The sequence below is a fragment of the Streptomyces poonensis genome (assembly GCF_014650915.1).
GTDB lineage: Bacteria > Actinomycetota > Actinomycetes > Streptomycetales > Streptomycetaceae > Streptomyces > Streptomyces poonensis.
The window spans coordinates 118,431-143,947 of sequence record NZ_BMVW01000011.1 but is presented as its reverse complement, the minus strand read 5'-3'; the positions used below and the strand labels follow the sequence as shown (position 1 = coordinate 143,947).

The 25,517-nt window shown below is 69.3% G+C and carries 19 protein-coding genes, 3 tRNA genes and 2 pseudogenes; 8 read left to right on the top strand and 16 right to left on the bottom strand.

The genetic code is table 11. The annotated features are described in order from the left end of the window. Positions 1–5 precede the first annotated feature (5 nt). The 7 genes from IE242_RS24790 to IE242_RS24760 all read right to left on the bottom strand — a co-directional run bounded on the left by IE242_RS24790 (position 6) and on the right by IE242_RS24760 (position 6,537). Positions 6–1,625, bottom strand: coding sequence for a sensor histidine kinase (locus IE242_RS24790; RefSeq protein WP_189862888.1), 1,620 nt, complete (start codon positions 1,623–1,625; stop codon positions 6–8). Then, positions 1,622–2,371, bottom strand: coding sequence for a response regulator transcription factor (locus tag IE242_RS24785; RefSeq protein ID WP_189862886.1), 750 nt, complete (start codon positions 2,369–2,371; stop codon positions 1,622–1,624). Before IE242_RS24785 ends, IE242_RS24790 begins: the two co-directional genes overlap by 4 nt. Before the next feature lie 170 nt (positions 2,372–2,541). Further along, entirely contained in the window at positions 2,542–2,679 is a 138-nt protein-coding gene (locus tag IE242_RS24780; protein ID WP_189863087.1) for a hypothetical protein, read from the bottom strand. A 14-nt stretch (positions 2,680–2,693) separates the two neighbouring features. After that, positions 2,694–3,176 carry an antibiotic biosynthesis monooxygenase family protein gene (locus IE242_RS24775; RefSeq protein WP_373299580.1) on the bottom strand — a complete coding sequence of 161 codons (483 nt, stop codon included), beginning with the start codon at positions 3,174–3,176 and terminating at the stop codon, positions 2,694–2,696. 85 nt (positions 3,177–3,261) lie between these two features. After that, positions 3,262–4,152, bottom strand: a complete 891-nt coding sequence (locus tag IE242_RS24770; RefSeq protein ID WP_189862884.1) for a DUF2797 domain-containing protein — start codon at positions 4,150–4,152, stop codon at positions 3,262–3,264. 122 nt (positions 4,153–4,274) lie between these two features. Further along, entirely contained in the window at positions 4,275–5,384 is a 1,110-nt protein-coding gene (locus tag IE242_RS24765) for a DUF1152 domain-containing protein (RefSeq protein ID WP_189862883.1), read from the bottom strand. 952 nt (positions 5,385–6,336) lie between these two features. Next, complete coding sequence (locus tag IE242_RS24760) at positions 6,337–6,537, bottom strand: hypothetical protein (protein WP_189862882.1); 201 nt, start codon at positions 6,535–6,537, stop codon at positions 6,337–6,339. A 306-nt stretch (positions 6,538–6,843) separates the two neighbouring features. On the opposite strand from IE242_RS24760, the gene IE242_RS24755 reads away from it, so the two are divergent. Continuing rightward, positions 6,844–7,308, top strand: a complete 465-nt coding sequence (locus IE242_RS24755) for a GNAT family N-acetyltransferase (RefSeq protein WP_189862881.1) — start codon at positions 6,844–6,846, stop codon at positions 7,306–7,308. 396 nt (positions 7,309–7,704) lie between these two features. Further along, positions 7,705–8,195, top strand: a pseudogene (locus tag IE242_RS38890) (tyrosine-type recombinase/integrase); the annotation flags it as partial. Positions 8,196–8,268: 73 nt separating this feature from the next. On the opposite strand, the gene IE242_RS24745 reads toward IE242_RS38890, so the two are convergent. From IE242_RS24745 to IE242_RS24735, 3 genes are all read right to left on the bottom strand, one after another. Then, complete coding sequence (locus IE242_RS24745; RefSeq protein ID WP_229859393.1) at positions 8,269–8,853, bottom strand: signal protein; 585 nt, start codon at positions 8,851–8,853, stop codon at positions 8,269–8,271. A gap of 177 nt (positions 8,854–9,030) precedes the next feature. Beyond that, positions 9,031–9,103: transfer RNA gene (locus IE242_RS24740), tRNA-Arg, on the bottom strand. 393 nt (positions 9,104–9,496) lie between these two features. Next, positions 9,497–9,587: transfer RNA gene (locus IE242_RS24735), tRNA-Ser, on the bottom strand. A gap of 231 nt (positions 9,588–9,818) precedes the next feature. On the opposite strand from IE242_RS24735, the gene IE242_RS24730 reads away from it, so the two are divergent. Further along, complete coding sequence (locus tag IE242_RS24730) at positions 9,819–10,358, top strand: SSI family serine proteinase inhibitor (protein WP_189862880.1); 540 nt, start codon at positions 9,819–9,821, stop codon at positions 10,356–10,358. 393 nt (positions 10,359–10,751) lie between these two features. After that, on the top strand, positions 10,752–15,725 hold the full coding sequence (locus IE242_RS24725) for a hybrid sensor histidine kinase/response regulator (protein ID WP_189862879.1): 4,974 nt from the start codon (positions 10,752–10,754) through the stop codon (positions 15,723–15,725). 160 nt (positions 15,726–15,885) lie between these two features. On the opposite strand, the gene IE242_RS24720 is transcribed toward IE242_RS24725, so the two are convergent. The 3 genes from IE242_RS24720 to IE242_RS24710 all read right to left on the bottom strand — a co-directional run bounded on the left by IE242_RS24720 (position 15,886) and on the right by IE242_RS24710 (position 19,074). Further along, entirely contained in the window at positions 15,886–17,529 is a 1,644-nt protein-coding gene (locus IE242_RS24720; RefSeq protein WP_189863067.1) for a long-chain fatty acid--CoA ligase, read from the bottom strand. Positions 17,530–17,891: 362 nt separating this feature from the next. Further along, positions 17,892–18,446, bottom strand: a complete 555-nt coding sequence (locus IE242_RS24715) for a SigE family RNA polymerase sigma factor (RefSeq protein ID WP_189862874.1) — start codon at positions 18,444–18,446, stop codon at positions 17,892–17,894. A 289-nt stretch (positions 18,447–18,735) separates the two neighbouring features. Continuing rightward, positions 18,736–19,074 (bottom strand): hypothetical protein, encoded by a 339-nt coding sequence (locus IE242_RS24710; RefSeq protein WP_189862872.1) that lies wholly within the window; start codon positions 19,072–19,074, stop codon positions 18,736–18,738. 384 nt (positions 19,075–19,458) lie between these two features. Here IE242_RS24710 and IE242_RS24705 point away from each other — a divergent pair, with 384 nt between their 5' ends. Then, positions 19,459–20,325 (top strand): bifunctional DNA primase/polymerase, encoded by an 867-nt coding sequence (locus IE242_RS24705; protein ID WP_189862870.1) that lies wholly within the window; start codon positions 19,459–19,461, stop codon positions 20,323–20,325. Positions 20,326–20,566: 241 nt separating this feature from the next. On the opposite strand, the pseudogene IE242_RS39560 reads toward IE242_RS24705, so the two are convergent. Next, positions 20,567–20,730 (bottom strand): annotated as a pseudogene (locus IE242_RS39560) (tyrosine-type recombinase/integrase); the annotation flags it as partial. A 197-nt stretch (positions 20,731–20,927) separates the two neighbouring features. Between IE242_RS39560 and IE242_RS24700 the strand changes: the two are divergent. Next, on the top strand, positions 20,928–21,266 hold the full coding sequence (locus IE242_RS24700) for a YciI family protein (protein WP_067272919.1): 339 nt from the start codon (positions 20,928–20,930) through the stop codon (positions 21,264–21,266). Positions 21,267–21,889: 623 nt separating this feature from the next. Here the strand turns inward: IE242_RS24700 and IE242_RS24695 are convergent. Then, positions 21,890–21,976 (bottom strand) — tRNA-Ser (locus tag IE242_RS24695). 650 nt (positions 21,977–22,626) lie between these two features. Here IE242_RS24695 and IE242_RS24690 point away from each other — a divergent pair. Both IE242_RS24690 and IE242_RS24685 read left to right on the top strand, forming a co-directional pair. Beyond that, positions 22,627–23,070, top strand: a complete 444-nt coding sequence (locus IE242_RS24690; RefSeq protein ID WP_189862868.1) for a TRADD-N-associated membrane domain-containing protein — start codon at positions 22,627–22,629, stop codon at positions 23,068–23,070. An 894-nt stretch (positions 23,071–23,964) separates the two neighbouring features. After that, positions 23,965–24,558 carry a hypothetical protein gene (locus IE242_RS24685; protein ID WP_189862866.1) on the top strand — a complete coding sequence of 198 codons (594 nt, stop codon included), beginning with the start codon at positions 23,965–23,967 and terminating at the stop codon, positions 24,556–24,558. Positions 24,559–24,709: 151 nt separating this feature from the next. On the opposite strand, the gene IE242_RS24680 is transcribed toward IE242_RS24685, so the two are convergent. Continuing rightward, positions 24,710–25,516, bottom strand: a complete 807-nt coding sequence (locus IE242_RS24680) for a protein phosphatase 2C domain-containing protein (protein WP_189862864.1) — start codon at positions 25,514–25,516, stop codon at positions 24,710–24,712. Position 25,517 lies beyond the last annotated feature (1 nt).

Below are 25,517 nucleotides of genomic sequence, written 5' to 3'. Positions count from 1 at the left end.
TGTCGTCAGACCCGCTGTTGCGCCCTTGTGGTGACCCTGTGCTGTGCCTGTGAGTCCGATGGCCGGTTCGTTGCCGAGTCGAACGCGAGATGAACGGAGTGGGTCGGCAGCGCGGGCAGGTACACCGTGAACACCGTCCGTCCGGGCACGCTGTCGACGGTCACGGCACCGCCGTGCGCGGTGGCGACGGCCTGCACGATGGCCAGCCCGAGACCGGTCGACCCGGTGGCGCGGGAACGCGTGGAGTCGCCGCGCGCGAACCGTTCGAAGACGTGCGGGAGCAGCTCGGGCGGGATGCCCTGGCCGTTGTCCTCGACGTCCACGCACATCCAGGGCCCGCTCCGCCGCACCCGCGCGGTCACGGTCGTACCGGGGGGTGTGTGCGTGCGCGCGTTGGCGAGCAGATTGACGAGGACCTGTTGCAGCCGGGCCGCGTCGGCCGCGACCAGCGCGGGTTCGTCGGGCAGGTCCAGCCGCCAGCTGTGGTCGCGGCCGGCCGCCCGTGCGTCGCTGACGGTGTCCACGACGAGCGGGACGAGATCCGTGTGCTCGAACTGCAGGGGCCGCCCCGCGTCCAGCCGCGCGAGCAGCAGCAGGTCCTCCACCAGCAGCGTCATCCGTCCGGACTCGGACTCGATGCGGGTGAGCGCGTGCCGCGTGTCGGGGCCGATCACCTCCCGGCCGCGCCGGGTGAGCTCGGCGTAGCCGCGGATCGAGGCCAGCGGCGTACGCAGCTCATGGCTCGCGTCGGCGACGAACTGCCGTACCCGCATCTCGCTCTGCTGCCGCGCGTGCAGCGCCCCGTGCACATGGTCGAGCATGCGGTTGAGGGCCGCGCCGACCCGCCCGACCTCCGTGTGCGGATCGGTCTCGGACTCGGGGACACGCTCGTTGAGGGTGACCTCGCCGGAGTGCAGCGGCAGCTCGGAGACGCGGGTGGCGGTGGCGGCGACCCTGCGCAGGGGACGCGTGGCGACGCCGACGAGGATCCAGCCCGCGATACCGGCGGCGACGAGGCCGGCGCCGGTGACGCTCGCCTCGACGATGATGAGGGTGTTGATGGTGTTGCTGACGTCCGTGGTCGGGATGGCCACGTAGTAGTCGCCGTTGGGGCCGGCCGCGTACACGGCGCGGTACTCGCCGAGACCGGGGATGTCGACGGTGTGCTCCTGGAGGTCCCGGGGGACGGCGGCGAGCGCGGCGATCTGGGCGTCGCTGAGCGTCTTGGCGCTCATCTCGAAGAGGGCGGAGAGATCGGACTTCTTGCCGTACCGGGCGTCGGTGACGGCCCCGTCCTCCACCTTCGCCGCGATGGTGTAGCTGGGCTGCGGGCCGCGGGTGACGAACTCGGTGATGTCCACCGACTTGCCGTCGGGCTTCGGGCTCCCGTCCTCCGGCTTGCCTCCGGGCGGCGCGAACTGCCCGGACGCGCGCGTCGCGACCTCCCTCAGCTTCTCGTTCAGCTGCTCGTTCAGATGCGACTGCAGCGCGAGGGTCGTCACCGTACCGATCACCGCGCACACCACCGCGATCAGCGCGACGGACGCGACGACGAGCCGCGTCCGCAGCGTGCGCGGCTTAGCTGCTCGCTTCCTCTGCGTACGCGGCTGTCGTCGCCCGCTCATGAGACCGGGGCCACCGCGGGCTTGATCAGGTAACCGGCGCCGCGCCGGGTGTGGATCATCGGCTCCCGCCCCGCGTCGATCTTCCGCCGCAGATACGAGATATAGAGCTCGACCACATTGGCCTGCCCTCCGAAGTCGTACGACCACACACGGTCGAGGATCTGCGCCTTGCTCAGCACGCGCCGCGGATTACGCATCAGGAACCGCAGCAGCTCGAACTCGGTCGCGGTGAGGTGGATGTTGTCCCCGCCCCGCGACACCTCGTGGCTGTCCTCGTCGAGCATGAGGTCGCCGACGACCAGCACGGAGTCGGAGCGCCGGTCCGCGGCACCGGACCGGCGGATCAGCCCGCGCAGCCGCGCGACGACCTCCTCCAGGCTGAACGGCTTCGTCACGTAGTCGTCGCCGCCGGCCGTCAGGCCCGCGATACGGTCCTCGACCGCGTCCTTGGCGGTCAGGAAGAGCACGGGCACGTCGGGCAGCTCACGCCGCAGCCGGCCGAGGACGGTCAGCCCGTCCATGTCCGGCAGCATCATGTCGAGCACGACGGCGTCGGGCCGGAACTCGCGCGCCGTCTGGATCGCGCCCTGCCCGTCCCCCGCGCTGCGGATCTGCCAGCCCTCGTAACGGAGGGCCATGGACAGCAACTCGGTGATCGACAGCTCGTCGTCCACCACAAGCACTCGGACGGGGCTCCCGTCCGGCCTCAGCAGTTCGGTGCGCCCCTGGGGCGAGGTCGTGGTCATGGTGCCCACCCTGGCGCCCCCCTCTGAGAACGCTCTTTCCGGAACCTGTGATTTGCCTGAGAAACCCACAGGCGGCTCTCAGGCAACTCCTGGGAACGTCCCGCAACTCCTGGGAACGTCCCGCAACTCCTGGGAAGATCCCGCAACTCCTCTGGAACGTCCGGCCTCCGTCAGGTCCCCGGCAGCCCGAAGAGCCGTGCCCCGTTGTCGTGGCAGACCGCCCGCAGCCACTCGTCCCCCAGCCCGAGCCGCCGCCAGAACCGCCGCACACCTTCCGTGTCCCCGCCCTTGCCCTCCCCCGGGCTCACTCGGTCTCCCGGGCTCACTCGTTCCCCCGGACCCGCTCGAAGCTGTGGCTGCGCTCGACCCTGGCGACGTGCAGTGTGTAGCGCTCGTACCACTCGGCACGTCCCCGCCGCTGCGCCGCACGATGCTCGGCGTCGGCCCGCCACTTCTCGATCGCCTGCGCGTCCCGGAAGTACCCCACGGTGATGGACAGCCCACCCGGCGTCCGCGCGTGATCCATCCCCAGGAACCCGGGCACCTCCGCCACCAGCTCCTCCATCCGCTCGGAGGTCTCGCCGTACCCGCTCTGGTCAGACGTGCGCGTGGAGGTGAAGACGACGGCGTAGTACGGAGGTTCATAAGCGGGCACGGGAACGGGAACGGGCAGGGACACGGGCATGGGGGTGGCCGTGGCCTGCGGCTCGGCCGTGGGGTCGGCCGCGGGCTCGATCACGAGTTCGGCCGCGCCTTCCAGCTCCGTACTGCCGGCTTCGGCAGGGGCAATGAGGTGATCGCTCATGTCGCCCACTGTCTGCTCCACCTCGACCCAGCGTCCACCACCTTTCCGAACGGGATCCCAAAGGGATCGCTTTCTTTACTCACCCTCAGAAAAGCCCTTCCTGAACCCCTGGGCTTCCCTTCACCTCACGTACGGGCACGGTGAGTACTCCCTCGTCGCCCCGACCGGCCCCGCCGAGCGCGGTCAGTTCCCACCCGGTCATCAGCCGCGTGTCGAGAACGACGGCCCCGCGCGCGGTGGCCAGGTGCAGGTCGGGCCCGGCGACCGCGAGCACCTCGCCGCCCACGGCCCCGCCCGCGACCAGTTCGCTGACCACCCCGTCGACGCTCGGGAGGGCGGCCAGCCCGAACACCTCGGAGTGATCGACCAGTCGGCACGGCATCCGCTCCAACGACTCCGGCCAGCCGTCGAGCGCCACCGCCCGCGTATGCAGTCCGACCAGTTCCGCACCCCGCTCGCCAGGCCCCGGCAAGGCGGCCCGTACGGCCCGCTTGTCGGCGTACGGAATACGGTCCGGAACCCGCAGCGCGGCCCGCAGCACCTCCTCCGCCCGCCGCGCTGCCATCAGCGGCCCGCGCCCCAGCCAGCTGAAGCAGACGGCCCCCTGCTCCAGCAACCGGGCGGACCCGCGCCCGACCGCGGTGATCCCCACCTTCACCATCCCGGGCCCGAACCACGCGAGGTACACGTGATACGGCTGCGGATCGTCCGCGACGGTGTCAGCGGCCACCGAATGCGCCCGGTCCAGTCGCGCGCACTCGTCACATCGCGCGCCGGTGCTCCGACCCGACACCTCGGCCCGTGCCGGACAGCCGTGCCCCCGCGCACCGACACACGTCCGCGTCCCCTCCCTCAGCACCCCGAAGGCGACCCTCTTCCCCCGCGGCAGAGCGCTTCTCCGCCCCCCTTCCCACATCAGCACGGGCTCCGCGTCACCCCACCGCAGCCCCGCACATCTCCACGCCACCTGTGCCATCCCTCACGAGACTAGGCCCCACCACTGACAACGCAGCGTGACCAGCGAGAACACCGCTCGGCGGCCCACGGCCCCATGACCCGCGAACCGCCGGGCACGCGGCAGGCCGGACGCGCGGCGCATCAGGCCGCAGGAGCGACACGCCAAAGCGGCGCGTCGTACTGCTCCGGTCGGCTGTCGATCAGCAGGTCACGCAGCTCATGACGCCGGCGGTCATCGACGCCCAGTGCCTCGGTGAGGTGCCGGAACGTCGTATGGCTGACGCCGCGCGCCCCGGCCCCGGCCTCGTACCGGTCGAGCGCGGCCCCGACAGCCTCCGGGTCCAGCTCCGCGGCCGGCTGCCGTGCCCCCGGCCGCCGGCCGGTCCTCGCCGCCTTCTCGCGCTCGTGGTCGATCTCCGAACGACCGCAGATGGCCCGGCTGTGCGCCTCGACCTCGTCCAGAGTCGCGGTCGTCATGATCGCGCGAGCCAAGCGGTTGCGGCTCAGCGCCTCGTCGAGACCTACCTCGCACACCTTCGGGCCGTCGTCCGTGAGCGGTACCGGCAGGCCCGCGTCCCGTACCTCACAGGTGCCTCGTACACCTCGCGCCGTGGCCGCGAGCATCCCGGCGGCCTCGGACGGGTGCCACTCCAGCACCGGGGCGACGGGTTCCACGTCCTGCGGCGTGAAGGTGTGGACGACAGGTCCGAGCACCTCGCGCAGTTCGTCGAGCGAAAGCTCACCGTCCAGGCCCGGACCGGCCACCAGGAGCCGGACGGGCGCGTTCACCTGGCAGCACGCGGCCAGGGTGACGGCATCGGCGAGCGGACTCCGCAGGGCCGGCTCGTCGCCTCGGGCCAGGATGTCGCCGCCCACGTCCAGGACGTCGACCGAGACCGGCGCGAGTCGGGTCACCAGCTCCTCGACCTGACGCGTGACGCCCTCGACCCCGTGGTGCGGGTCGAGCAGGGCGAAGGTGTGCGGAAGTTCCGCCGCCAGCCGGGGCAGGGTCGAGCCCCCCGGCGGGACCGGCCGGGCGCCGGCCGGCACGGTCCGGACGGCCGGTGTGATCTGCTGCAGTCCGGTGAAGTCGTCCGCGGCTCGGGGGCCCACCGCCGGGTCGATCAGCAGCCGGTCCCACGCGTACGTGAGGATCACCGCCGGGCTCGCGTCGCGGTGGAGGGCGGTGTGCAGCATGGCTGAGGCGACGGCATCTCCCCCGCCTCCTGATGCGACGATCAACCGCGTCATACAACCAGCCTACGAGCCCATGTCCGGACATTCACCCCGTAGGACGGGGCACTGCCAGGACGCGAGGTGTGGTCACTCGGAGTGCTGCGCCTGCGAAGGCCACGGTCCGTCGGCGAACTGCGGGCCCCAGTAGTAGGGGTTCACCTCCGCGAGGGTGCGCGCCTCCCAACGGGTCGGGTCGTCCTCCCGCGGGACGGCGACCTCGACGGACGGCCCCAGAGCGCGAGCCTTTCCTGGCAGATGCCACAGGGCGGCAGGATCAGAACCCTGCCGCGCTCCATGTCACGGCAGACGCAGACGGAGGCGGTCACGGTTCGGTCCTGGGTGTAGGCCTGTATGAACGCCCCGGTCTCCTGGCAGAGCGTGACCGAGCCATGCATGTTGTCGAGGCCGACGCTGGTCAGGATGCCACCGTCGGCGAGCCGCACAGTGGCTGCCCCGCCAGGTTCACCCGTGGGCCAGCGCCGGTCCATGAGTTCCACTGCCGCGTCGACAAGCCCCTGGTCGAGTCTTATGCGCCGGAGTGTGTAACGAGCCCCGTACGCGGCATATCCCGGAAGGGCAGTGGCAAGTACGGCAGGCCTATCGATCCGGGCAGCACGACCCGCGTGTCCGCCCCGCGGGCCCGTCGCGCCGGACTCCGGGTGATCCCGTTCCGGAGGACCACCCAGGCACACATGCAACTCGCTCATGGTGGCGTTGAAGGTGCACCAGAGGTGACGCAGCGCATCGCTGCTGTCCGACCCGAAAGGCGAGAAGCCCCGGACCTCTCCGGGGCCTCTCGTCTGTGTGCACTCGGCAGGATTCGAACCTGCAACCTTCTGATCCGTAGCTCTATGTGGATCGGTCGCGAATGGTCGTACCGGCCGCGCCATGGCCACGGAGGGGCGCTACCGGACGGGGTCGGTTGCTGGGGTTGCTGTACTTCGCTGCTGTACCGCACACGGATGGATCAGAACGTCCTGTATGCCTCAGGGGCCGTATCGGGGGGCAGTGAGCGCGTGAAGAGCACGTACACAGGACCGTAAGGCGTCTCGGTCTGCAAGCTCTCCCACTGGTCGAGTTCGTGCGCGCAGTACCGGCGCAGCAACTCACGGAACTGGTCAAACTCCTGGTCAGACAGAGAGCCGTCATGCCCGGCGGGGGTGTCCATGGCATGCAGGCTAATGCGCGGCCGGTGGCGTCTTACTGACCGAGCCAAGCTGCGCACAATCTTGAAAACCGTCGTGGCGCGAGTCACCGTGGGTTCAAATCCCGCACCCACCGCGCACGTTGAAGGCCCCTGACCAGGAAGAACGGTCAGGGGCTTTCGTGCTGCGTGCTGTCCGTGAGTGCCCGTCGTTCCCCGGCGTTCCCCGCTCGATCGGGCACGACTGGGGCACGGCTGTTCCTACGGCAGGTCGGAAGCCATCGGCCTTCGGGGAGTGAGTGTCAGTGGCTGGTGGCAGACTCCGTTGGCATGAGTGGTCAGGTGCGTTTAAGGGACGTTGTACCGGCTGATCTGGAGGAGTTCTTCGCACAGGAGCATGATCCTGAGGCCGTGCAGCGGTCGAACTTCCCGCCCCGGGAACGGGAAGCCTTCATGACTCACTGGGCGACGAAGGTCCTTGGGGACCCTACTGTCTTTGTGCAGGCCGTCACCGTCGATGGGGAGCTGGCGGGTAATGCGGTGGCCTGGTGGGACGAGGGGCGGCGCTTCATCGGGTACTGGCTTGGCAGGCAGCACTGGGGGCGGGGGATCGGTACGCGGGCGCTGGCGCTGTTCCTGGAACGGGAGAAGGCCCGTCCCCTGTATGCCGATCCCTTTGTCGGGAACACCGGTTCGGTGCGCCTGCTAGAGAAGCATGGCTTCCGGCGTACCGAGACGGTCCGGTATGGAGAGCATGAGCACATCATGTTGGTGCTCGACGAGAACCCCACCTAAGCCCACCACTCACCCCAGCTCCCATCCCGTCCGCCGTCGACCCACACACCGTGGAGCGGGCGTGGTTCAGGGCGTCCAGGTGGAGCGCGCCACTGTACGTACGACCTGGACGCCCTGGGCCGCGTCTGCTCGGCTCTGCCTGGGTCGGCGGTGGACAGGATGGGAGCTCCCCGCGCACGCCACATCGTGCCCGCACTCGGCGACGGCGCCCCCTCCATCCCGGTGCCGGCCGATCCCCCGCCGGAGGCACCGTCTTTGACCGCGGCCGCGTTCGTGCGGTGCTCGCCTCATGGCCTTAAGGCCCTATCCACTCGTGGGCGCGCGTCGGCGCAGCCGGGGCTTGATGAGGTAGAGAAACTCGATGAGGTAGAGAAACTCGTAACAAGATCACTTGGCGCTGTCGACTTCGAGCGGGGCGAGCTGTACGTGGATCATCAGATCCAGCGCGCCGGGCGTCAGATCCTGCACCGGGAGACCAAGACCGAGGAGTCCGACGACTTCCTCCCCCTGCCGGCACTCTGCCTCAAGGCACTGCGGATGCGCCGTGCCCAGCAGATCGGGGACCGGAAGGCCGCCGGAGAGCTCTGGCAGAACAGCCACGACCTGGTGTTCACCACGAAGTACGGCACGCCGATCGAGCCGGGCAACATGACCCGCATGTTCGCCCTGCGGGCTCGTCGGGCCGGGCTCCGGGTGATCCCGCTCCGGACCACCCGGCACACGTGCAGCTCGCTCCTGGTGGCCTTGAAGGTGCATCCGAAGGTGGCACAGCGCATCCTGCGGCACTCGCAGATCGCCATGACATGGAGGTCTACGCCGAGGCGAGCGAGGAAGAGGTGCGGGCCGCGATCGGCAAGCTGTCGGACGCGATGGGCGGTACCGGCTGAGCAGCCCACAGCTCGCACTCACGTTAAGGGGCCCCGCACTCGGGGCCCCTTCGTGCTGCCGACCGCGGAAGGCCTAGGCTGCGTCCACTGTCAGGGTGTAGTCCACGCCGACCGAGAGGTCGCCCGACTCACCGCGAACCTTCAGCGTGTGCTCTCCGGCCTCCAGTGCGGGCAGTTGCACCCACAGCCCGCACCCGGTAGTGGTGAAGTACCCGTCCGTGCCTGTGACGGGGTTGTCGACACCGCTTCGGATCTCGATCCTCTCTGCTTGATGGGCGTCCGCGTCGACTTCCTTGCCGTCCAGCACGGCGGATCCCTTGGCTGCTCTCATGAAGTCCGCGCAGTCCGCCGATGAACCGATCCTGTTCACGAGCGGAAAGGCAAGGGGCACCCCGTCAGGGATGCTGCAAGCGCGCTCGACCTGAGTACCGAATGTGCCGGCCAGGAACCACACGTCCCGCGGCTGGTTCCGCTCGCATGCGCTGCCGTCCCGATCGGCGACCGGGTTCGTCAGCTCAGGTTCCGCTGATGCCCACGTCCACCACCGGCCCTGCAGCTCTTCGGATGAGAGTTGATCTTGTGTCGCTCGGGTCCCACATCCTGTGAGTACAGCCAGCACCAGGGCTGCAGCCCCCGCCCCGACGATCTTGCTTCTCATGAGTGCCCCTCCCGCATCGCACGGAAGCTTCGACCCCCCGGTCGTCGTGCGATATGCGCGGACACCCTATCCATGAGCCGGGCCAAAGCTCCGGCCTCGACCCGGTTGCTGTACTTCACTGCTGTACAGCCCTGAAACGCGAGAGGCCCCGGATCACTCCGGGGCCTCTCATCTGTGTGCACTCGGCAGGATTCGAACCTGCAACCTTCTGATCCGTAGTCAGATGCTCTATCCGTTAAGCTACGAGTGCTTGTGTGTTCTGTTGTCGTTGCTCTTCCTTCCCGGCTTTTCGGCCCGGTCGGCGTTGCGGGAACAACATTACATGACTGTCGCCGTGAGACGAAATCCGATTCCCACACCCCTCCTGACCTGCGGAAACGTGGAGGCGACGGATCTGTGGGCGAGCTGGAGGGGAGCGTCCGGGGCCGGCGGCACGGCCGCGAGATCCGGAACGGACGGCCGAAAAGGCCGGCCGGTCGTGGAGGAAGCGCCCGGCGGCCCGTGGAGGTCGAACACTCGCCCTTCCGACCGGGACGGAAGAGCCGACGGACAGCCGACGGACAGCCGACGGAACAGCCGACGGAACAGCCGGTGAAACGGCCGAAGCCCCGATCGAGAACGACCGGGGCTTCGGGATCGAGCGCGGAGGCGGAGGGATTTGAACCCTCGATGGGCTTTAAGGCCCAAACCGCATTAGCAGTGCGGCGCCATAGACCGGACTAGGCGACGCCTCCAGCACAACCTCCCGCGCGAGCGCGAGTGGTGCGTGCAGATGATGACACAGCCGAGCGGCGTGTCACCAATCGACCCCCACGGTACTAGGCGGAGAGCCCGCAGGGCAAAGCCGTATTCCGGGTCAGGGCATCCAGGAAAGCCGCCCGGCGGCGGTCCTCCGGATCCCCATGCGAGGAGGGCCCCGCGGAGACAGGGCGCAACCGCTTGCACGGCCTCACGTTAGTCAGGTCATGTTGAAGGTCTCTTGCCCGTCGCCGGTTCCGCTCTCCGCACCGGCTTCCTCCTCGCACCACCACTCCGTCGGCCCGCGTCCCCACGCCCCCCTCCGACGGCTCCTCCTCAGTGCCGCCGCCTCGCTGACCGTGGTCACCGCCCTGGTCTCGGCACCTCCGGCGGCCAGCGCCCAGGGCGGCGTCAGGGCGATGCCGTTGCCCATGCCCGTCACGGAGGACCGGCTGACCGTCACCGTCCAGGGCACGGGCGACGCCGACGGTACGTACGAGCTGGAGTGCCATCCCGCCGGTGGCACCCACCCGGACGGGCACGGTGCGTGCGCCCGGCTCGACCGGAACACCACCTGGGGCAGAAGCCCCTTCACGCCCGTACCGCCCGGAACCATGTGCACGATGCAGTACGGCGGGCCGGCCACCGCACACATCACCGGCACCTGGACCGGCCGCACCGTGGACGCCCACTTCGACCGCAGGGACGGGTGCGAGATCGCGCGCTGGGACGCACTCGTGCCCGTACTGCCCGCCGTCCACGGCTGAAGAGCCGGGAGGGGCAGAAAGGGCGCGGCAACCGACGGCCCCCCAGTCACCCACCCGTCCGGCACCGTCCCGCACCCATCACCCACGGGAGCCGCATCCCGCCCCCCGCACCTCAACCACCTGCGGTCCTCACAGCCTTCGGCGCCTCCCGCGGAGCGAAATGCGCGGTCACAGGGGCGGAGTCGTGGATTCACCTTCACCGGGACGTCGTATGACGTCCCGGGGACATCGCACGCCGGTCCCATCCGCGGAGAGATCCGCGTGCGACCTGCCTCTCATCCGGCGTCGCGAGCGCAACCACTGCCCGTAGACTCCCTCGCGTGACACGCTGCGGGCCGGTTGGCAAGATGGCCTAGCGGTCGGCAAGGTGCGGTAACAGGGAGGAAGCGTCTCGTGAGCAGCAGGCCATCCCGAGGCGCTGCTCGCCTCGCAGCCATACTCGACGCGCTTCCCGATGCGTTGGTTCTGGTCAACGCCAACGGGACCGTCGTCAACGCGAACACCATCGCCCTGGAGGCCTTCGAGGCCCCCGGGACCGCGTTGGTCGGGCGCGGGTTGCTCGATCTGCTGCCCGAGTTCGACTCGCGGCTCATCCCCGGCTCGATGCGGCGGCCGAACTCGATCGATCCGCGGGGGCGGACCAAGCCGACCCGCATGGTGGCCCGGCGCACCGACGGCAGTGAGTTCCCCGTCGAGGTCACAAGCGCGAATCTCGAGAACGGGCAGCAGGCGTACGACAGTTACGGCTACACCGGTGACGAGCTGCTCATGCTGGTCGTGCGCGACCTCTCGGGCACCGTGGACACCGAGGCGGAACTCGCGCGTTCGCAACGGCAGACGGAGATGATCCTGCGTGCCGCCTCCGAGGGCGTGGTGGGCACGGACACCGACGGGCGCATCGTGCTGGTCAACCCGGCCGCCGCCCAGATACTGGGCTACCGCGCCAGCGACCTCGGCGGCCGGGAGCTGCACACCCTCGTGCTGCACTCCCGGGACGACGGTTCTCCGTTCCCGTACGCGGAATCGCCCCTCGCCGACACCCTGCGCTCCGGGCGCAAGCACCGGGTGCGCGGGCAGGTGCTGTGGTCCAAGGGCGGCGACAAGGTGCCGGTCGACCTGACCACCGCGCCCGTGCGCGACGGTGACCAGCTCGTCGGCGCCGTCATGACCTTCACCGACCGGCGGCCGTTCGACACGCTCGTCGAGGAGAAGAAGGCCGAGGTCGACCGGCGCACCGAGGAGCTGGAGCGGGTCCGGGCAGAGCACGCCGAGGAGCTCGAGGAGCTGCGGAAGCAGCACGCCGCGGAGCTCGACGAGTTGCGTGAGCGGCACGCCGAGGAGCTCGCGGCGGGCGACGAGCGGTACGCGGCGCTCGGCGAGCGGGAGAAGGACCGTTACGAGGCGCTGGCCGCCCGGCACGAGCAGCTCTTCGCCGTGCTCGGGCACTCCCTGCGCGGCCCGCTCGAACAGCTCCGCGTCGAGCTCGGCAAGCTCGCCGCCGACGACGCGGGCCAGCTGTGGCCCGAGGCCAACCAGGTCCTGCACCACCTGGCCGCCGGCTACTCGCGCATCACCACGCTCGTCGACAACGTCCTCGGCTACCAGCGTCTCGACGTCGGCGAGGACGACCTCGTACGGACGGCAGTGATGCTCGACGCGGTCGTGGCGGCCGGTGTCGACGGGGCCGTCGAGCTGATCGGCCCGGGGCGGGTGCAGTTCGCCGTGCACGCCCCGCCCATCGAAGCCGTGGTCGACCAGCGACGGCTCGCGGCCGCGCTCGCCCATCTCATCGCCGACGTGGCGGGGGTCGACGCCACGGGCAACTCGCCCGTCTCGGTCGGCGGCTACATGGACAACACGGTCGTCGTGGCGGCCGCGCAGCGCGGCGAGGTCGTCCGCATCGAGGTACGCGGCCCGTACACCGGGGGAGACCCGGTGCACCAGCCGATCGTGCGCGGGATCGTACGGGCGCACGGTGGTGTGCTGCAGACGCACGAGGTGCCGGGGATGAGCGGCAGCGCGTACGTACTGGAGGTACCGCTCGGCGGCGGTGCCGGCACGGACGCCGGCCGGCGGCAGCCCTCGGCCGGTGTCGTCCCGGTCGCCGAGGGGAGCGCTGCCGAGGCCGGTACGGGAGTCCGTGCGGACGGTGGTGCCACCGGTGCGGTCGGTGCTGCTGGTGTGGTCGGTGCCGTCGGTGTGGTGGGTGCTGAGGGCGCTCTGCCCGAGCAGGTGCCGGGGCAGACCTCCGGTGGCGGGCGGCGACGGGCCCGGCGGTCGTCGGTGGACGCGTTCCTGGAGAGCGAGGTCGCGGGACCGGAGGGCGCCACCGCTGCGGCGGCCGCGGCGCCGACCGGGCGGCGCAGGCGGCGTGCGGAGTCGGCGGACGGGGAAGCGGCGCCGGTCGCGCCGGTTCCGCCAGGCACCGGGGGACCGGCGGGTCCGGTGGATCCGGCGAGTCCGGTGGATCCGGCAGGTCCGGTGGATCCGGCAGGTCCGGGCCGGGGCGAGGGCCCCGTTGCTGGTCTTTCTGGTACCGGTCAGGGTGGTGCCGACGACGGTGGTGTCGGTGCGGCCGGTGAGGGTGCTTCCAGCGGCTCCGGTGACGCCGGTGGTACGGGACGGCGCCGAGGGCGGCCGAGTCCTGTGGAGAGCGGCGCCCAGGGTGTCGCCGAGGGCGCGGTCGTCACCGCCGCCGAGCACGCGGCCGGAGCCCCGGCCAGCGGGCTGGGCGAGACGGTGCCTCCGCAGGGCGTGCCCGCGCCCGGTGGGCGGCGCGCGCGTCACGGTGGCGAGCAGCACGCGCTGCCGCCCGCCCTGCCCGCGCCGGCGAGCACGCCGGACGCCGCTGCCACGGCCTCCGCGACATCGCCCCAGCCGACCGGACGACGCCGCCGGGCCCTGGCCAACGCCGAGGAGCGCGCTGCCGCGCAGCAGGCGGCCGGCCGCACCGTTTTCGCGCTGCCGCCCGCGGAGGCCGATCGGACGGCCGACTCCCCGTACGAAGCCACGGACACGGGCACAGGCACGGACGCGGGAGTGCGGACGGCTGCCACCGGGCCGGTGGCAGGTGCAGTCACCGGGCCTGACGGCCCTGGTACGTCCGCCGTTCCGCCGGCCGCGCCGGCCGGCGGAACCGGCATGCCTCCGGCGGCTGCACCGGCGCATGCCGCCGCCACGGTACCGGGTGCCGTGATGGCTCCGGGCGCCGCCATGACCCCCGGGCTCGCCATGAGTCCTGCCGCTCCCGGCCAGGCCGTCGGCAGCGGGCCCGTGCCCGCGCATGCGGGTCCTGGGGCCGGCACAGCTGTCGGCTCGGGGACCAATACGGGTGCCGGTACGGGTGCCGGTACCAGCGCCAGTACGGGTGCCGGTACGGGTGCGACCGGGACCGGGGCCGGGCAGGCCGACGACGGCGGGCGCCATGACGCGGCCCTGCACGATCCGGCCGACGTCCACACGCCGCCGCAGCCGCACCCCGTATCCGCTGCGCCGGGTCGCCGCCGGGCCCGAGCTGCCGCGGAGCAGGACGAGGCGATGATGACGCCGGCCCGGGGAATCACGGCCCACGGCGCTCCCGCCCAGCCTGTGCAGGGCGCCGCGACGCACGCGACCGCGGCGCCGGGAGGCATGGCCCAGGTTCCCGCGGTTCCCGGTCAGGAGATCCCTGCTCCTGGTCCGGTTCCCGCCGGGCAACCCGTCCCGGCGCCGCAGCCCACGCCCGCGCCCGCGCAGGGAATGACCGAGGGCACTCAGCCCATGCCCGCACCGGCCGCTCCTGCCGGCAGCGCCCAGGTCGCCGGTGATCCGCCGGTCGACGTCCAGGCCCCGGACCACGCCGTACCGGCCACATCGACGACACCGGCCACATCGACGACACCGGTCACACCTCCCGTACCGGCGGACTCCCCGACCGCGACAGCGCCCCAGGACCAGGCCGGCCGACGCCGGACCGGCACCCCGCCGGCCGCACCCACCTCGCTGCCCTCGCCGGATCCGTCCGTCCCGCAGGTCTGGCCGGGTGCTCAGCACACGCCGGGCTCCGGCACCCCTCTGCCGCCCGAGCAACCCCAGCAGCCCCAGCAGCAGCCCGCGCAGGACCTACAGGTCACGTCCCCGCAGCAGCCCGCGCAGGCCCGAGTCGCGCAGCCGCTGCCAGCCGAGTCCGCCGTCCCCGCCGCCCCCGTCGACCCCAACTCGACCCAGGGGCGTGCGATCAGCGTGCGCACGCTCGGTCAGGGCGTGCCGTTCACACGTCAGCCGCAGCCGGGGGCCACGCCGCCGCCGCACCAGTCCGGCGGTTCCGGCCGGCGCCGCAAGCTGGGCACCCCGCCCGAGCCCACCGTGCGCCAAGACGCCACGGCGCGCCCGCACCCGCAGCGTGGACAGGTCCAGCCGGGCCCGCAGACCCCCGTTCCCGTTCCCGGTGCCGCCCCCACTCCCGCGCCCGGGTCCGCTCCCGTACCGGCGCAGCCGTCCCTCGCCGGCCAGGCACGTCCGGGCGTGGCCACCGAGGGTGCCGGCCGCTCGTACGCCATAGGAGCACCGGACGAGAACGCCGACGAGGGTCCTGAGCCGCTCGACGGTCCCGGTGGCGCCGTGGAGGTGTCCGACCAGCCGCAGCCTCAGCCGATGGACGACGAACTGCCCCCGGAGCCGTTGGACAATCCGCGGCGTCTGCTCGTCTGGCCCGCGCCCGACGTCACCACCCAGCAGGCGCTGAGCGATCGCGGCTATCGGCCCGTCATCGTCAACTCGCGCGAGGAGGTCGACGCGCAGATCGCCGCCTTCCCGGCCGCGCTCTTCGTCGACCCGCTCACCGGTCCGATCACGCGGACGGCACTGCAGTCCCTGCGCCAGGCGGCCGTCGCCGCCGAGGTTCCGGTGCTCGTCACGGCCGGCCTCGGGCAGGCCTCGCGGGACGCGGCGTACGGCGCCGATCCCGCCGTACTGCTGAAGGCCCTCGCGCCGCGTGACTCCGAGCAGCACCCGCCGCGCGTCCTGCTCATCGAGGAGCATGCGGAGATCGCGCTGGCCCTGACCGCGACCCTGGAACGGCGGGGCATGCAGGTGGCGCGAGCCGCCTCCGATGCGGACGCCGTCACGCTGGCCGCCCAGATGCGGCCGAACCTCGTGGTGATGGACCTGCTCCAGGTGCGCAGGCGCCGGGCCGGGATCGTCGACTGGCTGCGCGCCAACGGCCAGTTGAACCGGACCCCCCTCGTCGTCTACACCGCCGCCGTCGACGAGGCGGAGCTGCCACGTCTGGCCTCCGGCGAGACGGTCCTGTTCCTCGCGGAGCGCTCGACGAGCCCGGAGGTCCAGGCCCGCATCGTGGATCTGCTGGCGCGCATCGGCACGAACTGACCCATCGATGCCCACCGGCCCCGGCACGTCGGCACGGACTGATCGGGGCAGCCGTACGGCGTGCGGGGCGATGTTTCACGTGAAACATCGCCCCGCATGGCCGCCACCCTGATCCCTCGATTCCTGCGATGCGTGCCCTTCCTGCATCGGCCGCCGGGCGTCAGAGCCGCGTGATGTCCAGTTCACCCTCGGCGTACTGCCTGCGCAGCACCTTCTTGTCGAACTTGCCCACACTCGTCTTGGGCACCGACTCGATCACCGTCCAGCGCTCGGGGAGCTGCCACTTGGCGATGCCGCCTTCCTCGGCGAGGAAGGACCTGAGAGCGGTGAAGTCGGCGGTGGACCCCTCCTTCAGCACGACCGTGGCGAGCGGCCGCTCGCCCCACCTGTCGTCCGGTACGGCGACGACGGCGGCCTCCGACACGTCCGGGTGGGCCATGAGGGCGTTCTCCAGCTCGACGGACGAGATCCACTCGCCGCCCGACTTGATGACGTCCTTGGCGCGGTCGGTGAGGGTCAGATAGCCGTCGGCGCTGATGGTTCCCACGTCACCGGTCTTGAGCCAGCCGTCCTCGCTGAACTTGTCGGCCGGGCGCAGGACCTCGGCGCCCTCACCGCCGTAGTACGCGCCCGCGATCCACGGTCCGCGCACCTCCAGTTCGCCGGCCGACTCGCCGTCCCAGGGCAGCCGTTCGCCACCGGGACCGGTGAGCCGGGCCTCGACGCCCGCGGGGAAGCGGCCCTGCGTGGTGCGGTACGTGAACTCCTCCTCCGTACCGACGGCGTGGGCCGGGGGCCGGGCGACCGTGCCGAGCGGCGAGGTCTCGGTCATGCCCCAGGCGTGGCAGACGCGCATGCCCAGCTTGTCGAACGCCTCCATCAGCGACGGCGGGCAGGCCGCACCGCCGATGGTGACCTGCCCGAGCGAGCTGACGTCCCGGGAGTGGGCGCCCAGCTCGGCGAGCAGACCCTGCCAGATGGTGGGGACGGCCGCCGCGTGCGTGGGGCGCTCCTGCTCGATCATCTGTGCGAGCGGCACGGGCTGCAGGAAACGGTCCGGCATCAGCATGCTCACGCCGGTCATGAAGGTGGCGTGCGGCAGCCCCCAGGCGTTGACGTGGAACTGGGGCACCACGACGAGCGAGGTGTCCTGGTCGGTCAGGCCCATGGACTGGGTCAGGTTGACCTGCATGGAGTGCAGGTAGATCGACCGGTGGGAGTAGACGACGCCCTTGGGGTCACCGGTGGTGCCGGAGGTGTAGCACATGGCCGCCGCGGACCTCTCGTCCAGCTCCGGCCACTCGTACGCGGTCGGCTTGCCGGCGAGAAGCTCCTCGTACTCGTGCACACGCGCGCTCGCACCGCCGAGCAGCGACCGGTCGCCCGGACCGGAGACGACGACGTGCTCGACCGACGTCAGGTGCGGGAGCAGCGGAGCGAGGAGGGGAAGCAGCGAACCGTTGACGATGACGACCCGGTCGGCGGCGTGGTTGGCGATCCAGATGAGCTGCTCGGCGGGCAGGCGCAGGTTCAGCGTGTGCAGCACGGCACCCATGGAGGGGATGGCGAAGTACGCCTCGACATGCTCGGCGTTGTTCCACATGAGGGTCGCTACCCGATCGTCGCCCTCGACTCCCAGGTCCTCCCTCAGCGCATGCGCGAGCTGTGCCGACCGGGCCCCGATCTCGGCGTAGGAGCGGCGCGCCGGTTCTCCCTCGCCGGTCCATGTGGTCACCAGCGACGTCCCATGGATGGACGACCCATGGGCCAGGATCCTGGAGATCAGCAGCGGTACGTCCTGCATGGTGCTCAGCACGGCGTCCTCCCGGGGCGACTCTGCCTACGCGGTAGTAAGGGTTGCGCTGATTCTGCGCACATACCGCGTGGTATGTCACTACCTGCATGAATGATCGATCAGGAGGAGCGGGTGCTGAGAGGCGCTTCGCAAGCGGTTCGGCGGCCTGAGCGGACGGCGCCGACGAGCCGGAGGATCCTCCGTGCGAAGCCTGCGGCCGATCCGCCGTACGAGTGATCCCCCACGATTTGCCGCGCGAGAGCAGCACCACAAGGGCTCGGCGGTTTCCGTGCGGGCCTCGGGAGTCTCCGTTCCGCGAAGGACTCGACAGTTCCCGCAAGAGGCCCAGCGATCCCCACGGACGAGGCGCTCTACCGCACGAGCCCCAGCTCAGGGTCCTCGCGGAGCTTGCCCAGCGCCCGGGACACCGCCGACTTCACCGTGCCCACCGACACCCCGAGCACCTCGGCCGTCTGCACCTCGCTCAGGTCCTCGTAGTACCTGAGGACGACCATCGCCCGCTGCCGGGCCGGCAGCCGCATGATCGCCCGCCACATCGCGTCGTGCAGTGCCTGCTGCTCCGCGGGGTCGCCGACGGGCATCACCTCCGGCTCCGGCAGCTCGTCGCAGGTGAACTCGTCCACCCTGCGCTTGCGCCACTGGGACGTCCGCGTGTTCAGCAGGGCACGGCGCACATAGCCGTCGAGTGCCCGGTGGTCCTCGATCCGGTCCCAGGCGACGTACGTCTTGGTGAGCGCTGTCTGCAGCAGGTCCTCCGCGTCGCTCGGGTTCGCGGTCAGCGACCGGGCGGTACGCAACAGCACCGGCTGGCGAGCCCTCACGTACGACGAGAACGACGGGTACGAATGGGTCTGCCGCGCTGCCGTCGCGGCATTCGAAGCGCTGGTGCAGACGGGTGTGGTCATGACTCCACGCTATGAGTGACGCCGTTCCGGCGGATCGGCCGCAGGTGCCGAAGAAGACTCCCCCTCAGGTTGTAGGCGGGGTGCTGACCCCACCTCCTGAAGGTGGACGAGCGGCCCCCGGGTAGTGGGGGTGGGTTCTCAGGGTCGCCCGCCGCCGGCGCACGCGCACCGAGCACCGAGCACCCGCGCGGCGGTACCCAAGCACCGCCGCGCAGACGCCTCGTGCGCTGTTCGCTGTTCGCTGTTCGCCGTTCGCTGCGGGAGGCGCCCTCCTCGCCCTTACCGGACCTCAGGGGTGGTGGTGACCACCGTCCGCCGGCTTGCCGCAGGGGGTGAAGTCGACGGCGACGTTGCCCTTCGACTGGTCGATGACCGTGAACGTGGACTTGTTGATCTGGGTGGTGTCGTTCTGGTTCACGGCACCGGAGCCGACCGCCTGCTGCTGCACGGTGGACGAGTTGCCGCTGTTGTCCTTCCCGGCCCCGCCGACGGCGCTGGCCACGCCCGCGTTCGTCCCGCTCTTCGGTGGGACGCCGTGGTCCGCCGTGGCGGCGCCGGAGCAGAGGGCGACCGCGAGGGGCACCACCGCTACGGCGGCAAGGGCACGGGCGGTACGGATGCTTGCCATGTTCTTCTCCTCCAGGACCGAATACGCACCGGCTCCCCGGCCGACGCGTGGGTGAAGTACGGCTGGTTCCGGGGTGGTTGGCCGACCGCCTCGGAGCTGAGCTCGACGTCGCTTCTCCAGAATCACCCACGGAATCCTCACGTAACCACCCCGAAAGGTGCGATTCGCACCGAAGCGTGATGACCATGTCGATAAACCACTTCAGCCATCACGCACCTCGCGGCACGGCACACGCAACACACCTCACCCCCAAGGACCCCGCGCGCCCCAAGGGAAGAAGCGTTCCTGCACACCTCGACCCCCATCCGCCACGCCACCCGGACAGCCGAGCCCTTCCCCGACCCACCCCTTCCCTTCTTCGAACACTCGTACGAAAATAAAGCCATGGCCACCCCTGACCGGCAGGCCACGATCCTGGCCCTGGCGCACGCCCTGTCCGCGGCCGAACGCGGACTGGCGGTGATCCCCCTGTCCCGGAAGAAGCTCCCGGCCCTGCGCTCCCCACACCGCGACGACCCCTCACCCACCCAGTGCCACGGCGAGTGCGGACGCTTCGGGCACGGCGTGTACGACGCCTCGACCGACCCGCACCGCATTCGCGCACTCTTCGCCGCCGCACCACAGGCGACCGGTTACGGCATCGCCTGCGGCCTTCCCCCGCACCATCTGATCGGCGTCGACCTCGACACCAAGTCCGGTACGGACGCTCCGGCGGCCCTGCGCGAACTGGCACTGCGCCACCTCTTCACCATCCCCGAGACGGTCGTCGTACTGACTCCCAGCGGCGGCCGCCATCTGTGGCTGACCGGACCGCCTGACGTCGCCGTCCCCAACTCGGCGGGCCGACTGGCCCCGGGCATCGACATCAGGGGCGCCGGCGGCTACCTGGTCGGCCCCGGATCACGTACCGACCACGGCGTCTACAGCACCGCCCCGGGCACGTCCCACCTCGCGCCCGCTCCCTGCCCACCGGCCCTCCTGCGCCTGCTGCTGCCGCCGCCGCGCCCCCGCCGGCCCACCGCCTCGTCCGGCGGCCGGCAAGGCGAGGGCCTCGTCCAGTTCGTCCTCGCCGCCCACGAGGGCCAGCGCAACACCCGTCTCTTCTGGGCCGCCTGCCGCGCCTACGAGAACGGCATCGGCCCCGAACTCGCCCCTGCCCTCCTCGAAGCCGCCGTCCGCACAGGCCTGACGGAACGCGAGGCCCTCTCGACGATCGCCTCGGCGGCACGGATGACGGGGCGACAGCCGTAGAGCACCTACCGTCCGATCTCGCGCCGATCGCACAAGCTTCACGAGGCCGCAAGGTCAGATCTGGCGATATCGAGCAGCGCCGCCCTCCGGCGAGGTCCGCGTGTCTACGAAGACACACCGCGGCTCCTGACCGCGTGCACGGTCAGGGGCCGTGAGCTGAGCGGATCGATGGTCAGTCCGAAGGGACGCTCGAAGAGTCGCCACCATCGGTGCCCGATCCGCTGAGCCAGGTGTCCGCCCCGACCTGCGACAGGACCCGGTACGCCTGCCGTATCCGAGAGCGCTCAGCCCCCTGGTCCTCACCCCGCCGACCCACTCGGCGACCGTGTTCGGCCGGAGGCTGGACAGCTCTTTGTCACCGAGCTCGGGAACGATCAGCGAGTTGATCGGTGACCGGCACGTCGCCGGGTCCACAGACTGCCCGACGCGCCGGAAGCATACGGGGCCGTGATCACTCGCCCCGGAGCAGCTCGCGGCCAAAGTCCCCCCGCCGACCTCTCGTTGAAGCGGGGCGAGACGACCGATGAGAAGCTGACACAGTCCGTACGACCGGGAGCAGCGACCAGGCGGCCAGGTGGTCGCTGAGCAAGGAGGCGAACACGATGGCGCGGTACCTGATCTCGTTCGACGACGGATCGATGAACTTCCCCGAGGAGGACCTCCCGGCGGTCGGCGAGGCATCCCACCGGGTGGTCCAGGAGGCCAAGGACGCAGGTGTCTGGATCTTCGGCGCCGGAGTGGACCGTCAGCAGGCGAGCATCGTGGCCACCGACGGCACGGTCACGGACGGACCGTTCCCCGAGACCAAGGCGGTCGTCGGCGGCTTCTCGATCATCGAGGTCCCGTCACGCGAGGACGCGCTGATGTGGGCTGCGAAGATCGCCGAGGCGTGCCGCTGCGCACAGGAGGTGCGCGAGATCATGTACGACCCGGAGAGCTGAGCCACCGATCCCGAGCAGAAGGTCGTGCCCCATCCATGCCCGACCCGCCGGGGAACTGCGGTGGATACGGGTGCCGAGCGGGCACCTCGCAATACGACGGCCCCTGACCATTGCACCTGGTCAGGGGCCGTTGACGTGCGCGGTGGGTGGGGGATTCGACCCACGGTGACTCGCGCCACGACGGTTTCACTAGCCGACTCCTCACCACCGGTGAGCCTTCTAGCGCGATGTGCTCGTCATCGGTGATCACGAGGTCCTGCCCGAACTCGTCATCGGGGTCCAGCGGCGGAAACTCCAGGAGGTCGCAGAACTTTTCATCGCCAACGTCTTCCTGTACGTGCAGCGTGACCACGTACCCACGTCGGGTGGGCTCGATCCCGGCCCACTTGATGCCACGGCCCTGAGCTGTCGTCGCTGGCCCGAGGAACTGCTCAATCCCTTGGCCACGCCGCAGGGCGCCGATCGCGAACTGCTATGCCAGGTAGCGCATGGGCGGAGCATAGTCGTGCCCCTCGCGTGCCCGTTCGAGCGGGGAACCACGGGGAACACCGGTCGCTCACGGGGAGCGGACACAGCGACGGCCCCCGACCATGTCACCTGGTCAGAGGCCGTTCACCGCGCGGTGGGTGTGGGATTTGAACCCACGGTGACTCGCGCCACGACGGTTTTCAAGACCGGCCGTTGGTCGCCCCTGGAGCGCCCGTTGACCTCGCCTTTCTCGCGTACGCACGCATCCGAGTCCACCTTTCTGGCCGGAGGATGGCCAACTACCCCCATAGCCCCGACAGCGACGCCGGCGCCTGGATGACGAAGCCACCGAACGGTCTGACCGGGTCCGGTCGTCTGCTCGTGGGCCCTGAGCAGCCTTCACAGCCTCCCGTGCGTCGTGGGATGTCACGCGGCGGAGGCGGTGTGCCAGAGGACTGGCGGCGCTTCTCAAGGGGGAGCATCCTGCTTGGTTATGGGGGATGAAGCGCAAGCGAGGATTCCTACGGCCTCAGAGCGTCCGCAGCGAGATCGTAGCCGAGACCGTTGGATACGCCCCATCCTGGTGACGGCGTCACTTACGTCCATCTATGGGTTACTTTGGTGGGGTATCGGAAGTCGTCTCGAATCGGAGCATGCGTGGGCCTGGATAACGTTTGGCGTCCTGATCACGTTAGGTAACGCCGCAGTTTTTCTCGTATCTCCGAGAAGTAGAAGGCAGCTCGAACAGGGCCGTGAGCGCGTCCGGGATGCTGAGCGCGGGCTTGAGAATGCACTTATACAGACCGACGCTGCGGGTGCTGAGGCTCGAGACCGAGCGGATGATACTCGCGATCTCGCCTTGGCAAGCTTGTGGGCACTTACACATCGAAGGTTGGACTACTACCACGAAATAGTCACTCACCAGGCGAAACGATCGTTCGCCAGCGCGCAGATGGCCATGGTTACCGGATTCACTCTCTTGATCGCGTTCGTTATCTTGTCGATGAATGCAAGTACGACGGCCGGGGCGATCGTAGCGGGAGCACTCGGTGGGGTGTCGGCGGCCTTGGCTGGATTTGTGAGCAAGACTTTCGTGCGGTCTCAAGAAAGCGCAGCGGAGCACCTTGAGGCCTATTTCGATCAGCCACTGGAGTTCTCCCGGTATCTGGCCGCCGAACGGCTACTCGCACATGGCCGACTGAGTGAAGAGCAACAGGCTGAGGCAGTGACTGCGCTGGTTCAGGCCATCGCGGCCGGGCCGGCCGACACAGGGCAGATGGGTATGCAACCAAACGGCGTGGATTTGACGAGCATGCGGGCGTCCCGGCATCCGTGAACCGTTCACCGGACCTCCCCGCCACCTCTGGCAACTGCAGCACAGCTCTCGGCTCACCACGAACGCGCTGGCGCTGCCCACCAACTCTCCTATGAGAGGTTGCACCCAGCCCGCTTTCCAACTGTTCGCGTGGCCGTTCGGGGGCGTTCGTAAGGGTTCGCGGGGCAGGTCAGACGGGGTGGGTGTACGGCGGCGAACGGTGGCGGCCGTCAGTGCAGTGGACAGAGACCAGGACAAGGAGCGGCGCTGAGACGAGAGCGTGGAACCGCCCGATGGCATGCTGCTCGCCACCCTCAGGTAGTCAAACCTGTCCTTAGCCGTGCGGCGGGCGGAAGAGGGGCGCCCTGGACTTGGCTTGATTCGTCGAGGCGCTTCGGGATGCAAGCCAGCAACCAGGTCTCAACTTGGCTACGTAGCACTGTAATCAGCGGTAATAAAGCATCGCAAGTAGATACTGGGATACCCCAGAGGTCTACAGCGAGATGGTTCTGTCAATTCTTCAGAAGTGGCGACTGGTCCGAACTGAAGAGGTTGGGCAACAAGGAAATCCAATGGCTTCCATGATGGCCCTTAGTGACCCAACTAACTCGTGTTCGACTTCAAGGCGGTCCCGAACCGGGTGCTCTACCGACTGAGTACAGTCAGGTGACGGCTTGTCCACCATGGGACGGTTACTGTGCGCCGATTAGGCGGAGACCTGTGCACGGGTACGGCCGTTGCAGTAGCCGTCACTCGTTAAAGGGTCACCGATATCAGACGAGGTGCGCTTGATTCCATTCTCGCGGCGTGCGTCCAGTGCTTAAATGATGCATCGGGTCGAGCTTCTGGATGGACAGCAAGACGTTCCGGACCTAAATGCTCGCTCAGAAGGATTGAAGATCACGGGGGAATATAATGGTTGACGACTCGAGTGACGAAGGGTCGCCGCCTGGGAGCGGCAGCGGTATCTCTCGGCGGCGCATTCTGGAGATTGTCGGAGCGGCAGCAGCAGTCACCGGTGTCATTATCGGAGTGATCCAGATATGGCCGGAACCGTCATACACGATTCAGGATTGGGGCAAGGAGGCGAACGCCGTCTGCGCGAAGACACAAGGTGGCATAGAAAAATCCGAACGAGACAAGGATGATGCTCTAGAACGACTAGGCTTGGCGAACATGCAAGGAATTGCCACTCGAAGCGACTATATCTTCGCCGGTAACTCCTTCTATGACATGGCCGGGCTAGTTAATATGCAGGCGGCGGATCTCAGTGAAATTCGCACACCTAACTCTAGGGCCGATGAGACAAAAGAAGTTTCCGATGAACTATGGTCGCTGAGCCACAAAATATACAGGGTGGCTGAGGTGTTGCGCAGTGTTGACATGACGAGCCCGAATGACGCGCTGACCGAGTTCGATGCGCTGGCGAAGGAGGCAGATCGACAGTCGCAGAGAATCAATGAAAGCTTGAGAAAGTTGGGAGCCCGTAATTGCCTTCCGGCTCCGTGAGTCCTCGCAGTGATGACCGTAAGGGGCGTTACGGCGCGCGAGCGCGTAACCTGCCGTATTAAACCCCCGCTACATGAACCGCTGTGGGCAGTTTCGGGCGGGGGTGAGTGAGACGGAACGAGGCGGATCGACCGTCACTAACGAACGGGTATCACCACTGACAGAAGGCAACGGAGGCGTCGTCGCCGGATTTGTAGCGAGGCCACCGTCGCCCCGTCGGGTCTGTGGCCTCTACCTTCCGCACGGTATTGATCAGCTCGCGTGGTCCCCCAGTCCGGAGCATCGTAAAGACTTCGTGCCACGTCGCCATGGAGTACTCCGTGACGAGACGCGAGGTGCCGTCCGACAGGACTGCTGCGGAATGTACGTCTTCGGCGGGAGTACTGCCCACTAGCGCGTGCTCTGCCGCGTCCGGACGGGAGGCCGCCACCCAATATCCGGTCGGTGTGTTGCGGGTCTGCCGTTGCGCGGTCACGAATCGCCGCAGCGCTTTTTTGTGTTCTGGCGTGTGGGTCTCGTGTTGCTCGACTTCGGCGCGCAGATCGGGGAGAACGTCATCCACGCGTAGATCGGTGAGTACGGAGAAGCCTCCATGTCCTTCAAGGACGATGGGGGAGTCCGCCAAAACCAGGTGATCGAAGAATGCTTCCCGCTGCCGAAGGATCGCTACTGTTGCGGAGGGTGTTCCGGGGTTGTTCAGATCGCACTCGGAGTGCAGCGCCGCCACCTGTTCAAGGGCATCCGCCAAGCCTTCCGAGAGTGAGGCACTCGGGTTTGCCAGCGCAGCAACGAGTTGACTGCCGAGCTGGGTCACATACCACGGGACGCCGTGGCGGCATCCCGTGTCGAGACCCGCCGTGCTGAGTCCGTCCAGCACGATGGCGAGCGTCGGTGTGCCGGCCACCCAGTCTTCGTTAGGAGCGGCTCCGCCGGGTTGGGTGTCTATGGCGACGCGCATG